The organism is Spirillospora sp. NBC_01491 (genome assembly GCF_036227065.1).
Classification (GTDB): domain Bacteria; phylum Actinomycetota; class Actinomycetes; order Streptosporangiales; family Streptosporangiaceae; genus Spirillospora; species Spirillospora xylanilytica.
Window position 1 is genome coordinate 1,063,436 of record NZ_CP109432.1, and the last position, 15,667, is coordinate 1,079,102.

Sequence of the window (15,667 nt, forward strand, 5' to 3'; positions counted from 1 at the left end):
CGTCCCGCGGCTACCTGCGAGGTAATCGTCTTCGCGTGCCGGGGTCCGTAGCGTCGTGGCCATCGACGAGAGGGGAACCCCGATGACCACGATCCGTTCCATGGCCGACGGCGTCCGCGCCGACGACCGGCGCCTGCTCAGGGCGGCACTGAGGCTCGACAGCGTGGTGACCGGCGCCAACGGCCTGGCCTACCTGGCGCTGGCCGGGCCGCTGGAGGAGCTGCTCGGCCTCGACCCGGTGACCGGCCGCGCGATCGGCGCCTTCCTGGTGGTGTACGCGGTGGCGGTCTGGGCCGTGTCGGTGCCCGCCGAGCCCCGGCGCACCGCGGTCGGCGCGGTGGTGGAGGCCAACGTGCTGTGGCCGGTGCTGAGCGTCGTGGCGGTGGCGACCGGATGGCTGTCGCTGAGCACGGCCGGCGGGGTGTGGGCGGTCCTCCAGGCCGTGGTGGTCGCCGGGTTCGGCGCCTTGCAGTTCGCCGCGCTGCGCCGGGTCACCCGCCGCCGGTGAGGTCCTCGACGTCCCAGGCCTCCTGGCGGATCTCGACGTGGTCCGAGCGGCGCAGCCCGTCGAGCAGCTCCCGCCAGCCGCCGGTCCACTCGGTGGCCCGCCCGCCGGCCTGGACGAGCCGCACCGCCAGGAGCTGCGCGGCGACGCCGTCCCCGGCCGCCAGCGCCCGCGCGGCGGGGAGGTACCTCGGCGGGTCCCAGCGGCCGAGTCGCTGGCCCAGCGACTCGGCGAGGCGCGCCGCCAGAACCGGCCGGTCGACGAGCAGGGCCGCCAGCTCCCCGAATCCGGCGGTGATCTCGTCCGGGTCGGACGGTCCGGTCCTCGGGACGAAGAGCATCGTGACCACGATGTCCGCAGCCTGCGCCCGGTACAGGGGGTGCGGCGCGAGAACGCGGACGGCGCGGCGGGCGAGGTCCAGCCGCCAGGTCTCCGGGTCGTACACGCCGGGCAGCTGGGAGATCGTTCCGGCGAGCCCGGCGGCTCGGGCCCGCGCGACCGGCTCCTGCCCGGCCTCCGCGAGCCGGGCGAGGACGTCGACGGCGGGATCGCGGAGCGCACCGGTCCGCACGAGCATGCACAGGGTCGACAGCCCGGCCGTCCCGGCGTCGTTCCCGGGGTCGGCGACGGATTCGAGGATCTCGTCGAACCCGCCCTCGTACCACCGGGTCCACGCGGCGAACGCCTTCACGCCCCGGAACCGGACCCCCGGGCCGTCGGCGGCGTCGAGCAGCCCGCGGACCAGCTCCGCGTAGCGCGGCCGGTGCCGGGGCGCGTACTCGCCGGGCCGCGCCTGGAAGAGGGTGCGCAGCATCGGCTCCCCCGCGTACGGCCCGGCGGCGGCGAAGAGCCGGTCCAAGGCGCCGGGGGTCTCGGGCATCCAGCGCAGCGCGACCGCCACCGCGATCCGCACATCGCGGTGCAGCGCCGTGTCGTCCCAGGCGCGCAGGAGCGCCTCGGCCGCGCCGGGCGGACGGTGCCGCTCCAGGAGCGCGGCGGCCCGCTTGCGCGCGGTGACCTTGGCGGCCGGGCCGGTCAGCACCTCGTCCAGGAGCGGTCCGAGCACCGAGGGCCGGACGGACCGGCAGCAGCGCGCCATCGCCGCCACCGCGACCCGCGAGGCCGGCCCGCGCGCGTGGAGCAGCAGGATCCGCAGCGCCTCGGCGGGCCGGTCCGACGCGGCCATGGCGTCGAGCGCGGCCTCGGCGAGGACGGTCTCGTCCTGCTCCGCGTACGGCACCAGGTCGCCGAGCCCGCCGGGGAGGCGGCCAAGGGAGGCGAGGGCGGAGAGCCGGGCGTCCGGTGGCAGCGCGCCGTCGCGGACCGCGGCCGTCAGCCGCTCGCGGACGCGTTCGCGCTGGGCGGCCGTCCAGCGTCCCGCCGAGCCCGCCGTCACCTCCGGGACCCGGTCGCCGCGGGACGCGCCCCCTTCGCGGTCGCCGTCCAGCGCCGCGAGGAGGAGGTCGGTGCGGCGCCGGGAGACGACGCTCCAGACCCCGGGCAGCGCGATCGCGGACGGGTCGTCGGCGAGCAGGGACACGGCGCGCTCCTCCCGCCCCGCCGGACGGGCGAGCCACAGCTCCGCGGGATCAAGGGCCGGCTTTCCGGGAGACCGCAGGATCGCCGCGCGCAGGTCGTCCTGGAGCTCCTCCAGCAGGTGCGCCCGGCGGCCGAGCGTCCATCCGAGGACCAGGGCGAGCCCCGGGTCCTCCCGTTCCCGCGCCGCGCGGAGGTGGGGCCGCAGCCGGGCGAGCAGGTCCCGTTCGAGGCCCTTGGGCAGGACCAGGTCCAGGCGGGTGTGATGCGGCGCGGGGTAGATCCCCTCCCACCCGTACCGGGCCACCAACCGCTCGTAGACGTCCAGCGCCCAGCCGGTGAGCCCCGCAGACGAGTGATGCGCCAGGACGCGGCCCGCGAGCGCGTGCAGCACCCGTCTGGTCTCCTCCGACGAGTCGCGGGCATCCACGATCGCGGCGCACAGCTCGTCGAGCGCGGGGACGTACCCGTCGTCCAGCAGCGACACCGGCAGTTTCAGCAGGCCGGTGACCAGTTCGCCCCGCAGCGGGTCCCGCTCGTTGCGGACGCGGGCGGACAGCTCGGCGACCAGCGCCCGCACACGCCCGCGGTCCCGGGCGCGGGCGGCCCGGTCCAGGAGGAGCCCGCGGGCGAGGCCGCGCAGCCTCGGGTCCCCGCCGCGGGCCGCCTCGGTGAGCGGCCCGGTCGCCTCCCCGTCCGGCAGGAACGCGGTGAGCCGGAGGGGGATGCCCGGATCGTCCAGCCGCCTGCGCGCGGAGTGCCACACCGACCCGTGCCAGTCGAGCATCCGCCGCGCCTCCACGGCCGCCCGCTCCGGCGGCAGGAGGTCGAGCAGCGCGATCCCCCTCAGTCCCGGCCCCGGGCCGCCCGCACGTTCGAGCACGAGGTCGAGCACCTCGGCGCGTCGCCCCGGCGGGAACCGGCGCAGGTGGTCGCGCAACGCGTACGGGTCGGACGGGAGGAACTCCAGGAGCTCCTCGTCCGGCAGGGAGCGCAGATGGCCGAGGACGCGGGCGGGCAGCGGCCCCCGCCGGCGCCGCCCGCGCCGCAGCAGCCGGGCCGTCCGGCCGGCGTCGCACTCGCACAGGGCCGTGATCACCTTGGCGGGGAACCCCTCGGTGAACCGGCCGAGCCCCCCGCCCTCCAGGACCGACAGGGCGAGCTCCGGCTCGCGGAGCGCGGCGGCCACCAGGCCCCACCGGCGGGTCCGCACCCACTCCCACGGGAACCGGTCGTCCGCGGTCTCGCGCGCGGCCTGGTCGAGGAGCGCACGAGGGTGGCGGCTCCCGAGCGCGCGCCACGACGTCACCGCGTGGACCAGCTCGGGCAGCAGCCGCGCCGTCGTCCCCTGTGTGCAGGCGGGCAGCAGGGCGGCGGCCTCCCGGTCGCCCCACCGGCTCCGCACCTGCGGCAGGAGCCGGTCGGCGAGCGCCGTGCGGCGGGCGTGGCGCAGCGTCCGGTAGAGGGCCGCACGGAGCCCGGACGGGGCGTCGTCGAGGACTCCCGCCGCCGCCTCGTCGGAGACCGGCAGGGTCCGCACGGCACGCAGCGCCGCGCGGCGCAGCTCCAGATCGGGACCGGTCAGGACGCGTTCGACGTAGGCGAGGTCGCGGGCCGCCATCGCCATGTGCAGCGCGGCACGCCGTTCGTCCCGGCCTCCGGAGGACAGTTCCGTGAGCAGGACGCGCAGTTCGGCGGTCCCGGCGGTGCGCCGGGCGTGCAGCGCGAGCATCCGCATGCGCCGCGGGTAAGGGAGAGGTTCCAGGCGCGACAGCGGCTCGACGGCCGCGACGGCGGGTCCGGCCGGCTCCGAGGCCGGCTCGATGGGGCTCAACGGCCCGGGCGGAGTCCGCCCTTCCTGAGGATCATGGCGCCGATGATGCCCGATGCCGCACCGTCCGGCAACCCCGGCGCGGGCCGGGGCCGGCCGGAGCGTCCGGCGAGGAACCGGCGGCGGGCCCGACCGGGCCCCGGGCCCACCGCGCTGCTGGGACAATCGGCCGCATGACCTATGTTGCGGCGGGTGACCGATACGAGCGCGTCCAGTACCGGCGGTGCGGGCGCAGCGGGCTCAAGCTCCCGGCGGTGTCGCTCGGGCTGTGGCACAACTTCGGCGACGACCGGCCCCTGGACGTGCAGCGCGCGATCCTGCGGCGCGCGTTCGACCTCGGGATCACCCACTTCGACCTCGCCAACAACTACGGGCCGCCGTACGGGTCGGCGGAGGCCAACTTCGGCCGGGTGCTCCGCGAGGACCTCGCGCCCTACCGCGACGAGCTGATCGTCTCCACCAAGGCCGGGTACGACATGTGGCCCGGCCCGTACGGCGAGTGGGGGTCGCGCAAGTACCTGCTCGCCAGCCTCGACCAGTCGCTGCGCCGCACGGGCCTCGACTACGTCGACGTCTTCTACAGCCACCGGTTCGACCCCGGGACGCCGCTGGAGGAGACCATGGGCGCGCTCGACCGCGCGGTGCGGTCGGGCAAGGCCCTCTACGCCGGAGTGTCCTCCTACTCGCCCGAGCGCACCGCCGAGGCCGCCGCGATCCTCCGTGGGATGGGCACGCCGCTGCTCATCCACCAGCCGTCCTACTCGATGCTCAACCGCTGGATCGAGGGCGGCCTCCTCGACACCCTCGAGCGCGAGGGCGCGGGCTGCATCGCGTTCTCGCCGCTCGCCCAGGGGATGCTGACCGGCACGTACCTGAACGGCGTGCCCGAGGGGTCGCGGGCCGGGAAGGGGACCTCGTTCTCCCCCGACCTGCTCACCGGCGCCAACCTCCGGCACGTCCGGGCGCTCAACGAGATCGCCGCCGCGCGCGGCCAGTCGCTGGCCCAGCTCGCGCTCGCCTGGACGCTGCGCGACCGGCGGGTGACCTCGGCGCTGATCGGCGCGAGCAGCGTCGCGCAGCTTGAGGAGAACGTGGCGAGCCTGGACCGCATGGACTTCACCGCCGACGAACTGGCCGCCATCGACCGCGACGCCGTCGAGGCGGGCGTCAACATCTGGGCCGCCTCCAGCGCCGGCTGACCCGCCCCACACGGCCCCGGACGGCCCCACACGGCCCCGGACGGCCCCGGCGCGAGCGCGCCCCGAGGCCGCAACCGGGGCCGCCCGCTGACGGCACGGCCCCCGGGCGCGCGTCCGGCGCACCCGGGGGCCATATCAGCGGGGGTCCGCGCCGGCGGGGGCGCGGCGGAGGGGGGACGGATCAGCGGCCGGCGGCGGCCTTCGCGGGCTTGGGCAGCGCGCAGTGGCGGTCGAGAACCACCTCGTTGCCGCGGCCCAGGCAGCGCGCCAGCAGGTAGGTCTGCTGGCCGTAGTGGATCCCCTGACGGACGGTCACGTTGCCCTCGCGGTCGACCTCGCAGGGGTTGTTGAGCGTGCAGCGCTCGCCGTCGTCGTTGCCGGTGTTGTTGATCCCGACCATCTGCCGGGTCCGGACGTCGATGATCGGCGAGCCGGACGTGCCGTGGATCGTCTGGCACTCGGGCGCGTACCGGATGGAGTTCTTCCAGGTCCACTCGCCCTCGCGGATCCGGTAGACCTCCGCGGCCGTCTTACAGCCGTAGATCGCCTTCCAGTAGCCGGACACGATCCGGATCTCGCTGCCGACCCGCGGCTTGGCCGCCGACAGGCGCAGCGCCGGCGACCCGTACTTCTTCTGGATCTGCGCGTAGGTGCTGTCGAGCCGGTACAGCGTCACATCGGTGTCGGTCATCGTGGCGTACTCGACCTTGGTCGCCTTCAGCGTGCCGAGCTCGTTCTCGCCGGACGGGCCGAGCAGCTTGAACGTCCGGGACGACGGCTGGTCGACGATGACCTGGCCGGCCTTCGGCATCCCGCTCTCCAGGCAGTGCCCGTTGGTCATCACCAGGGCCTTGTCGGTGTCGCGCGAGCGCGGGCCGCGGACCAGGGAGCCCGAGCAGTTGCTGAGCGCGACGATGCTCGTGAAGTCGACCTCCTTCGGCTTCCCGGCCGTCCGGGCCGTGGCCGCCGGCGCGGCGGCGGCATCGGCGGCGGCGGTGCCGGCCTGCGCCGCCCCGCCCGTCGCGGTGAGCAGGGTTCCGCCGGCGAGCACCGCGAGCGCGGCTCCGACGAGTCTTCGTCTGGGCATGGGAGGGTTCCTCTCAAGCGGGCCGGGTGGCGCGGTCGGCGCGGCCCCGGCCGGACGACGGTGTCCCGGCGGATGCTAGATCATCGCCACCCCCCGGGGAAGGACGCCGGCCCGCGTACCATCGGTTCCATGATCGAGTCACCGGTTCGCTGGGGGATCCTCGGCGCGGGCGGGATCGCCGCGGTCTTCACCGAGGACCTGCTCCGCCTGCCCGGCCACGAGGTCGTGGCCGTCGGGTCCCGCTCGGCCGACACCGCCGCCGCGTTCGCCTCCCGCCACGGCGTCCCCACGGCGCACGGCTCGTACGCCGGGCTCGCGGCCGACGAGCGGGTCGACGTCGTCTATGTCGCCACGCCCCACCCCCTGCACTACGCGCCCGCCAGGCTCTGCCTGGAGGCCGGGCGGGCGGTGCTGGTGGAGAAGCCGTTCACCACCTCGGCCGCCGACGCCGAGAGGCTTGCGGGCCTCGCCCGCGAGCGCGACCTCTTCGCCATGGAGGCGATGTGGACCCGCTTCAACCCCCTGGTCCGGAAGCTGACCGGGCTCGTCCGCGACGGGGCCGTCGGCGAGGTCACCGCGGTCTACGCCGACTTCTGCACCGCCGCGCCGTTCGACCCGCAGAGCCGCCTGTGGTCGCGTGATCTGGGCGGCGGCGCGCTGCTGGACCTCGGCTGCTACGTGCTGTCGTTCACCTGGCCGCTGCTCGGCGCCCCCGACACGGTGCGCGCGGTGTCCACGCCCGCGCCGACCGGCGTGGACGCCGCCACCGGCATCGTGCTCGGGTACGGGTCCGGAGCGCTCGCGGTGCTGCACTGCGGCTTCACCGGCGCCTCGCCGCACACCGCCACCGTGGTCGGGACGCGGGGGCGGATCGAGGTGGCGGCGCCGTTCTACCGGCCCACCTCGATGACGCTGATCCGCGACGGCCGCGACCCGGAGACCGTCACCGCCGCCTTCGAGGGGCGCGGCTACACCCACCAGGCCGAGGAGGTCGCGCGGTGCCTGCGCGCGGGGCTGGCCGAGTCACCGCTGATGCCGCTCGAGGAGTCCGTCGCCGTCCTGCGCGTCATCGAGGAGATCACCGCCCAGACCCGCTGAGGACCGGGCGGGACGCGCCCACGGTCGGGCTCGGGGGCCGGACTCAGTCGACGTCGACCCAGCCGAAGGTGCGGGTCACCGCCTTCTTCCAGCCGGCGTAACCGGTGGTGCGCTGCTCCTCGGTCCAGGTGGGCTCCCAGCGCCTGTCCTCGTTCCAGTTCCGCCGCAGTTCGTCGGTCGACGCCCAGAAACCAACGGCGAGGCCGGCGGCATAGGCGGCACCGAGCGCGGTGGTCTCGGCGACCACCGGCTTGGACACCGGAACACCCAGAATGTCGGCCTGCAACTGCATGCACAACTCGTTGGCCGTGACCCCGCCATCCACCCGCAGCACATCCAACGCCACCCCCGAATCCTCCCGCATCGCCTCCACAACATCCCGCGACTGGTAACAGATCGCCTCCAACGTCGCACGCGCGACATGCGCATTGGTGTTGAAACGCGACAACCCGACAATCGCGCCCCGCGCATCCGACCGCCAGTACGGAGCAAACAACCCCGAAAAAGCCGGCACGAAATACACACCCCCGTTGTCGGCGACCTGCGCCGCCAACGACTCGCTCTGCGCGGCACCCGAAATGATCCCGAGCTGATCGCGCAGCCACTGCACCGCCGACCCCGTCACCGCGATCGACCCCTCCAACGCATACACCGGCGCCTGATCACCGAACTTGTAGCAGACCGTCGTCAACAGGCCGCTCTTGGAGCGCACCAGCTCCGTACCGGTGTTGAGGAGGAGGAAGTTGCCGGTGCCGTAGGTGTTCTTGGCCTCTCCCGGCGAAAAGCACACCTGCCCCACCGTCGCCGCCTGCTGATCCCCCAGGATCCCGCTCAACGCCACCTCACCCCGCAACGGACCATCGGACCTCGTGACGCCATACAGCTCCGAGGTCGAAGACGGCCTGATCTCCGGGAGCATCCGGCGCGGGATACCGAAGAACGACAGCAACTCGTCGTCCCAGTCCAAGGTCTCCAGATCCATCAGCATCGTGCGGCTGGCATTGGTCGGATCAGTGACGTGCACCCCGCCGTCGATACCACCCGTCAGATTCCACAACACCCAGGTGTCCATGTTCCCGAACACCGCCTCACCGCTCTCGGCGGCCTCCCGCACCCCCTCAACATTCTCCAGAATCCACTGGACCTTCCCCCCAGAGAAATACGTCGCGGGCGGGAGCCCGGCCTTCCGACGGATCACATCACCCCGACCATCACGCTCCAGCCCGGCCGCGATGCCGTCGGTACGGGTGTCCTGCCACACGATCGCGTTGTAATACGGACGCCCAGTAACCCGATTCCACACCAGAGTGGTCTCACGCTGATTAGTGACCCCAAGCGCCACGAGATCAGAATGGCCCAGATTCGCCTTGTTCAGCGCACTCTCGATCACCGCGCGGGTCCGCTCCCAGATCTCGGTCGGATTATGCTCGACCCACCCCGCCCGCGGCAGAACCTGCTCATGCTCCAACTGATGCCGCGCCACCTCGTTCCCACCATGATCAAAAATCATGAACCGGGTACTCGTGGTGCCCTGATCGATCGCGCCGACGAAATCGGCCATGCGACTTCCTCTCCTTTGGGTCGGTGACGGGACGGCGGCCCCGGTCAGGTCACGTCGTACTCGGGCTCGGGCCCGCTCGGTGCCCTCGTGGGCACCGGCTCGTCCGGGATGCCGCGCCCGATCAGCAGGATGAACAGCGCCGCGCCGATCACCCCGCCCAGCAGCGGCGCCACGATCGGCACCCAGAAGTACAGATCGCCGTACTGGTCCCGCCAGGCGTGGTCGTACCCGGTCAGGAACTCGGCCAGGCGCGGGCCGAAGTCGCGGGCGGGGTTGATCGCGTACCCGGCGTCGGAGCCCCACGCCATCCCGATCGCCACCACCAGCAGGCCGATGACGAGCGGGGCGAGGTTGGCCAGCGGCGGGGCGTTCCGCAGGTCGGTGAGGGCCAGCACGACGAACAACAGGATCGCGGTGCCGATCACCTGGTCGCGGAAGGCGCCCCAGGTGTGCACCGGCAGCTCGCCGTTGCCCGGCAGGGTCGAGAAGACCGTCTGGGTCTTGAGCGTGTGGCCGGGGTCGGCCTTGGCCAGCACCTCGGTGTAGTTCCACCGCACCAACAGCGCCGCAACGAACGCCCCCAGCGTCTGCGCCAGCATGAACGGCGCCACCTTGCGCCACGGGAAGCCCTTGAACACCGCGAGCGCGAACGTGACCGCCGGGTTGATATGGCCGCCGCTGATCCGGGCGGAGACGTAGATGCCGAGCGTGACACCGAAGCCCCACGCCCAGGCGATGCTGTCGTGGTCGCCGAGGCCCGCCGCGGACACCTGCGCGACCACGCCCGCGCCGAACAGGATGAGGATCAGCGTGCCGGCGAACTCCGCCGACATCTCCCACACGAGCCCGGGGACCTTCGGCCGTTCCGCCATCTCTCCTCCTCGGACGGGGGGTGCGCGTCAGCGTTCATTCCCATCACGGAAGGTGAATAAGCAGTCACATTCGGTCGGCCCGGCGGCCGTCAGTGCCCGCGGAACGCCTCCTCCAGCCACCAGGCCGGACGGTCGCCGGTGACCTTGGCGTCGACGAGCATCGGCCGGTCGCGGGGGCCCTCCAGCCACGCCGCGACGGCGTCCAGGTCGTCGGGGGCCCGCACGGTGGCGGCCTCGCAGCCGAAGCCGCGGCCGATCGCGGCGAGGTCGGCGGGTGGGAACCGCACGGCGTCCAGCGGGTGCCCGTCCGGCCCGAAGTGGTGCACCTCGGCGCCGTAGGCCTCGTCGTCGTAGACGACCACGAGCAGGTCGAGCCCGAGCCGGACGGCGGTCTCCAGCTCGGCCACGCCCATCAGCGCGCCGCCGTCGCCGAGCGCGGCCACCGTCAGCCGGTCCGGGCGGGCGACCGCGGCGCCGACGGCGGTCGCCAGGCCCAGCCCGATCGACTGGAACGCCTGCGTGAAGACCAGGCCGTCGGCATCGGGCACGTCCAGGAACATGGCCGGATAGCCCATGAAGTTGCCCGAGTCGACGGCGACGGTCCGCTCGCGCGGCAGCAGGTCGTCGAGGGCGATGGTGAGCGTCCGCGGGTCGATGCGGGTGCCGTCCGCCGCGCCGGGGTGCTCGTCGTAGGGGTGGTCGCGCCAGCGCCGTTCGGCGGCGAGCCGGGCGGCCAGCCCCGCGGAGCGGTAGGCGGGCGCGGCGTGGCCGCGCGCGGCCAGCTCGGCCTCGACGGCGCGGGCGGTCGCGGCGGCGTCGCCGATCAGGCTGAGGTCGACCGGGTGGTGGGCGCCGAGGGCCCGCGCGTCCACGTCGACCTGCACGACGGTCGCGCCCTTGCCGACCAGGTTGCCGTGCCGCAGCGTCCACATGTTGAGCGAGCAGCCCCAACCGACCAGCAGGTCGGCCTCGCCGATCAGCTCGGCCGCGGCGGGGGTGGCGAACCCGCCGCTGACGTCCAGGTCGAACGGGTCGCCGGTGAACAGCCCGCGCGCCACGGCGGACGTCGCCAGCAGCGCCCCGCAGCGTTCGGCCAGGGCCCGCAGCGGCTCGCGGGCGCCCGCGAGCCGGGCGCCGCGCCCGGCGATGAACACCGGGCGGCGGGCCGCGGCGAGCGCGTCGGCGAGCCTGGCGACGGCCCCGGGCGGCGGGACGGGCAGCAGCGGCACGGACGCGGCCCGCGGCGCCGGGCCGCGGGCGAGCGCCGTCGGCCCCGGATGCCCGGCGGCCTGCACGTCCAGGGGCAGGCCGAGCAGCACGGTGCGGCGCTCGGCGACGGCGGTCCGGCACGCGCGGGTCACGTCGGCGAGCGCGGTCTCCGGGGAGTGGACCCGTTCGGGGACGGCGCCGACCGCGGTGGCCAGCGCGGCCTGGTCGACGCGGAAGTTGGACCGGATGTCGGAGGCGGCCACCTCGCCCGCCAGCACCAGCAGCGGGGTCCGGCTCTTGGCCGCCTCCGCGATCCCGGTGAGCGCGTTGGTCAGACCGGGCCCCTGGTGCACCGACAGCACGCCGAGCCCGCCGCTCACCCGCGCGTACGCGTCGGCCATCGTCGCCGCGCCGCCCTCGTGCCGGGCGGCCACGAACCGGGCGCCGTTCGCGATCAGCGCGTTGGTGACGTGGAAGTTGCCGCTGCCGACCACCCCGAAGACGGTGCCCGCGCCGAGCCGGGCCAGGGCCTCCCCCACGGCCTCGGCGGCGTTCACCTCTCGACCAGGGCGAGCACCCGGGCCGGGCTGCCGGAGCCGCCGACGATCGGCAGCGGCGTGGCGATCAGCGCCGCGCCGCGCGGCGGCAGCCGGTCCAGCCCCTGGAGCTGCGTCAGGCCGTACTTGCCGGCGCCGAGGAAGAACGAGTGGCACGGGAACGGCGGGTCGAAGGCGTGCGCGCCGCCCGCGTCGGTGCCGACCGTCTCGGTCCCGAGCCCGAGGACCGGGGTCTCCTCGGCGAGCCAGCGCGCGCACGCGGGCGAGATGCCGGGGGTGTGCGGGCCGTTCTCGTCGGCGTTGAGGAACTCCTCCTGGCCGCCCGACCTGGCGTCCCACCCGGTGCGGTAGAGCAGCCAGCCGCCCTCGGGCAGCGGGCCGTGGGCCTCCTCCCAGTCCCGCACGTGCTCGATCTCCAGCAGGAAGTCGGGGTCGGCGGCGGCCTGCGCGGAGAAGTCCAGCACCACGGCGGGGGCGATCAGGCGGCCCGGCGCGACCTGGGAGACGTCCTCGCCGTCCCGGCCGCTCGCCCAGTGCACCGGCGCGTCGAAGTGGGTGCCGACGTGCTCGCCCGTGGTGAAGTCGTTCCAGTACCAGGCGGGGCCGCGGTCGTCGTAGCGGCTGATCTCGCGCAGCGAGAACGGCACGGTGTTGGCGAAGGGCTCCGGGAGCTGAAGGATCGGCGTCGACTCCGACAGCGGCGCGGTCAGGTCGACCACTTCGATGGATCCGTCCGCGACGGCGGCGAGCAGCTGGGCGAGCACGGCCCCAGTCCTTTCCACGAGCTTCCTGCGATACGGCGGGCGGCGGGCGCCCGCGCGGTGCCCCGAACGTACCGGCATCGGGGACCGATAGGAAGATTCAGCCGAGCAGCCCGCCGAGCCTGCCCTCCAGCAGGATTTGCAGCTCGCCGAGGGGGCCGGCCCCTCCGCCGTCCCGCGCCGGGGGGGCGCCCAAGACGCTGACCAGATCATCTACGCGTGAGATATACGGGCCGTCCCCACGCCCCAGGTGACTGTGTGCTTATGACCAGATTCGGCGCGCGAATTCGTTGCCCCGCAACGTCGACGCGCCGCCGCGCATCGAGCATCATCAGGAGGTTTCCCGGCCGTTCCCCCCTCGGAGGTCCGATGCGCCACAGGCCCTGGACTCTTGCCCTCGCCACCGCCGCCGTCACCGCAGGACTCGCCGCTCCCCCGGCGCTCGCCACCGTGCCGTCCGGCGCCGTGCCGTCCGGCGCGGTCCCGTCCGGCGCGGTCCCGTCCGGCACCGGGGCCTTGGGAGCCGAGCCCGGTCCGGGGGCGCGGAACCTGAAGCCGGCCGCCCCGTCCGCGGCCGTCACCGGGAACGCGGCGGGCTTCGACCCGCTCACCCCCTCGTCCGATCCGGTGGAGCTGCGCGACGCGCCCCGCGACCTGTCCAAGGTGACCTACACCCACAAGGGGCAGAAGCACACGCTCGACGACTACCTCGCGCGCACCGGCACCCAGGGGTTCGTCGTTCTGGACGGTCGGAACGTGGTGTTCGAGCGCTACGTCACCACCAACCGCGACACCCTCTTCCAGTCGTGGTCCATGGCCAAGTCGTTCACCTCGGCGGCGGTCGGCATCGCAATGCACGAGGGCTTCATCGGCTCCATCGACGACACCGTCACCCGGTACGTCCCGGAGCTGAAGGGCTCGGGCTACGACGGGGTGTCCCTGCGCGACCTGCTGCGGATGTCGTCCGGCATCGCCTGGGACGAGACGCTGGACGTGCCGCCGGTGCACGTCGCCGCGAGCCTCGGCCTCCCGATCACCGAGATGGCCCGGCAGCGCAGGCGCGGCTGGGAGCCCGGCAGCCGGTTCGAGTACACGAGCATGAACTCGTTCGTGCTCTCCTGGATCGTCGCCAAGGCCACCGGCACCCCGTACCACGCCTACGTGCAGCGCAAGATCTGGGAGCCCGCCGGGATGGGCTCCCGGGCGTACCTGGGCAACGACTCCAACGGCAACAGCCTCGGCTACTGCTGCTACTACGCCACCGACCGCGACTTCGCCCGGTTCGGGCTGCTCTACCTCAACGGCGGCAGGGCCAACGGCCGCCAGGTCGTGCCGCGTTCGTGGGTGGCCGAGTCGACCCGGCCCTCCGCCCCGTTCAACCAGGGGTACGGCCTGCAATGGTGGCTCGGCGAGGACGGCGACTTCGAAGCCAACGGCCTGGCCGGGCAGCACATCTACGTCTCGCCCCGGAACGGCGTGGTCATCGTGAAGTCGACGCTCGCCACCGTCGTCGGCGAGGACGAGTCCGACGACGCGTTCCGCGCCGTCGCCGCAGCGGTCGCCGCGGCCCGCACCGGGGCCCGGGCCCGCTGACCGGCCGTGCCCGCGCGGACGCCGCGCCCGCAGGGCCCGCGCGGGGCGCCTCACTCCCCCTGGAGCCAGGGGTAGCGGGCGGTGTCGGCGCCCGCGTAGTCGGGATCGAGGTAGACGAACAGCCGCTGGATCAGGAAGTCGCGGATCTCGAACACGTCGCACCAGCGGCCCGCGCCCCGCTCGGGGACGCCCGCCCGCCACGCCCCGTCCCGGTGCTCGCCGTGGCTGGTGCCCTCGGCGACCAGGGTGTCGCCGCCGGAGCACACCCAGTTGATCGTGGCGTAGTGGTGCCGGATCGAGGTGAGCGTCGCGCCGACCTCGGCGAGCAGCCGGCCGATCTCGGCCTTGCCGGTCGCCAGCCCCCACTTGGGGAAGTAGAACTGGGCGTCCCCGGCGAACAGGTCGAGGAGGGGGGCGCCGTCCGAGGTCGTCCCGCCGCCGTCGAGGCCCTTGAGGTACTCCAGCGCGACCGACCTGCGCTGCTCGTCCGTCATGCTCTGCCTGCTGACCGCCATGCGCTCACCCGTCCGTGTGCCGACACGCCGCCCGGCCCCACGCTACCGGCCGGACGCCCGGGACGGGGCGGCTGGACCAAACCGGCGCCCAGGAAGTTAGGCTTACCTAATAACCATCGTCCGAAGACCTGTCAGCGGAGGCACGCATGGCGACCGAGAGGGTGCGCAGGAGCCCGAGAGTGAACCGCGGGACCGTGCTGCGCAAGGAGCGGGTCACCCCGCACATGATCCGCGTGGTGATCGGCGGCGAGGGGCTGGCCGGCTTCGGCGCGGGCGAGTTCACCGACCACTACGTGAAGCTGCTGTTCGCTCAGAAGGGGGTGGACTACCCCGAGCCGTTCGACATGGACCGGATCCGCGCCGAGTACCCGCGCGACCAGTGGCCGGTCACCCGGACCTACACCGTCCGGTCCTGGGACCCCGACGCGGTCGAACTGGCGATCGACTTCGTCCATCACGGCGACAAGGGCCTGGCCGGGCCGTGGGCGGCGCGCGTCGAGCCGGGCGAGGAGGTGCTGTTCCTCGGGCCGGGCGGCGCGTACGCGCCGAGCCCCGACGCCGACTGGCATCTGCTCGTCGGCGACGAGAGCGCCCTCCCGGCGATCGGCGCCGCGCTCGAGCGGGTCCCCGACGGCACGCCCGCGCGGGTGTTCATCGAGGTGGAGGGCCCCGAAGAGGAGCAGAAGCTCCCGGCCCCGGCAGGCGCCGAGGTCGTGTGGCTGCACCGGGACGGCGGCCCGGTCGGCGACGCGCTGGTGCGCGCCGTCCGCGACCTGGAGTTCCCGGACGGGACGGTGCACGCGTTCGTGCACGGTGAGGCCGGCTTCGTCAAGGACCTGCGCCGGCACCTGCGGGTCGACCGCGGACTGCCGCTCGACCGGCTGTCGATCTCCGGCTACTGGCGGCGCGGCCGGGACGAGGACGGCTGGCAGTCGTCCAAGCGCGAGTGGAACCGCCAGGTCGAGGAGGAAGAGGCCAAGGCGCTGTCCTGACCGCGCCGACCGGGTGGGGCGTCCTCGGGCAGAATGGCTGCCCGTGTTGATGGAAGTGGAATCGTGGCGTTCGGCGACGGCGCGGATGCCGTGGAGATCCTCGAGGCCGGCCTGATCATCGGAGCCAGCCGCGGTCACCACACGGCCGTGGCCATGAACGGGGACGACTGGATGGTCCTGGTGGGCGACCCCGGCGCGACCGGCGAGGTGGAGCTGAACCTGGGCGGTCAGCCCGCCGGGCATCCACGCCGCCGGATCGTCAGCGAGGAAGACGCGACCGCCGTCGCGCTGGAGTTCGCCGTCACGGGCGGGCTGGACTTCTCGCGCGGGGCATGGGAGTCGCCGGGCTGA

Annotated in this window: 13 protein-coding genes; 6 read left to right on the top strand and 7 right to left on the bottom strand. The window is 74.0% G+C overall.

Going from position 1 to position 15,667, the window contains the following annotated elements:
• Positions 1-82 precede the first annotated feature (82 nt).
• On the top strand, positions 83-508 hold the full coding sequence (locus OHA34_RS05165) for a hypothetical protein (protein ID WP_285942946.1): 426 nt from the start codon (positions 83-85) through the stop codon (positions 506-508).
• On the opposite strand, the gene OHA34_RS05170 is transcribed toward OHA34_RS05165, so the two are convergent.
• Positions 492-3,875, bottom strand: coding sequence for a hypothetical protein (locus OHA34_RS05170; RefSeq protein WP_329520855.1), 3,384 nt, complete (start codon positions 3,873-3,875; stop codon positions 492-494). The two genes, OHA34_RS05165 and OHA34_RS05170, sit on opposite strands and share 17 nt — an antisense overlap.
• Positions 3,876-4,045: 170 nt before the next feature.
• On the opposite strand from OHA34_RS05170, the gene mgrA reads away from it, so the two are divergent.
• Positions 4,046-5,071 carry an L-glyceraldehyde 3-phosphate reductase gene (gene mgrA, locus OHA34_RS05175; RefSeq protein ID WP_285942944.1) on the top strand — a complete coding sequence of 342 codons (1,026 nt, stop codon included), beginning with the start codon at positions 4,046-4,048 and terminating at the stop codon, positions 5,069-5,071.
• Between the two features lie 181 nt (positions 5,072-5,252).
• Here mgrA and OHA34_RS05180 read toward each other — a convergent pair whose 3' ends face one another.
• Positions 5,253-6,158, bottom strand: a complete 906-nt coding sequence (locus tag OHA34_RS05180) for a trypsin-like serine peptidase (RefSeq protein WP_285942943.1) — start codon at positions 6,156-6,158, stop codon at positions 5,253-5,255.
• Between the two features lie 129 nt (positions 6,159-6,287).
• Here OHA34_RS05180 and OHA34_RS05185 point away from each other — a divergent pair, with 129 nt between their 5' ends.
• Positions 6,288-7,256, top strand: a complete 969-nt coding sequence (locus tag OHA34_RS05185) for a Gfo/Idh/MocA family protein (RefSeq protein ID WP_285942942.1) — start codon at positions 6,288-6,290, stop codon at positions 7,254-7,256.
• Between the two features lie 43 nt (positions 7,257-7,299).
• On the opposite strand, the gene glpK is transcribed toward OHA34_RS05185, so the two are convergent.
• The 4 genes from glpK to OHA34_RS05205 form a co-directional block, all read right to left on the bottom strand.
• The gene (glpK, locus tag OHA34_RS05190) at positions 7,300-8,817 is read right to left on the bottom strand and encodes a glycerol kinase GlpK (protein ID WP_329520856.1); all 1,518 of its coding nucleotides are present in this window, start codon (positions 8,815-8,817) and stop codon (positions 7,300-7,302) included.
• A 44-nt stretch (positions 8,818-8,861) separates the two neighbouring features.
• Complete coding sequence (locus OHA34_RS05195) at positions 8,862-9,689, bottom strand: MIP/aquaporin family protein (protein ID WP_329520857.1); 828 nt, start codon at positions 9,687-9,689, stop codon at positions 8,862-8,864.
• Positions 9,690-9,778: 89 nt separating this feature from the next.
• Entirely contained in the window at positions 9,779-11,455 is a 1,677-nt protein-coding gene (locus tag OHA34_RS05200) for a thiamine pyrophosphate-binding protein (protein WP_329520858.1), read from the bottom strand.
• Positions 11,452-12,219 carry a cyclase family protein gene (locus OHA34_RS05205; protein ID WP_329520859.1) on the bottom strand — a complete coding sequence of 256 codons (768 nt, stop codon included), beginning with the start codon at positions 12,217-12,219 and terminating at the stop codon, positions 11,452-11,454. The genes OHA34_RS05200 and OHA34_RS05205 overlap by 4 nt, the downstream gene beginning before the upstream one ends.
• Before the next feature lie 366 nt (positions 12,220-12,585).
• Between OHA34_RS05205 and OHA34_RS05210 the strand changes: the two genes are divergently transcribed.
• Complete coding sequence (locus tag OHA34_RS05210; RefSeq protein WP_329520860.1) at positions 12,586-13,809, top strand: serine hydrolase domain-containing protein; 1,224 nt, start codon at positions 12,586-12,588, stop codon at positions 13,807-13,809.
• A gap of 50 nt (positions 13,810-13,859) precedes the next feature.
• Here OHA34_RS05210 and OHA34_RS05215 read toward each other — a convergent pair whose 3' ends face one another.
• Positions 13,860-14,324, bottom strand: coding sequence for a nuclear transport factor 2 family protein (locus tag OHA34_RS05215; protein ID WP_285942936.1), 465 nt, complete (start codon positions 14,322-14,324; stop codon positions 13,860-13,862).
• Between the two features lie 146 nt (positions 14,325-14,470).
• On the opposite strand from OHA34_RS05215, the gene OHA34_RS05220 reads away from it, so the two are divergent.
• On the top strand, positions 14,471-15,316 hold the full coding sequence (locus OHA34_RS05220) for a siderophore-interacting protein (RefSeq protein ID WP_285942935.1): 846 nt from the start codon (positions 14,471-14,473) through the stop codon (positions 15,314-15,316).
• Between the two features lie 63 nt (positions 15,317-15,379).
• The gene (locus OHA34_RS05225; RefSeq protein WP_329520861.1) at positions 15,380-15,667 is read left to right on the top strand and encodes a hypothetical protein; all 288 of its coding nucleotides are present in this window, start codon (positions 15,380-15,382) and stop codon (positions 15,665-15,667) included.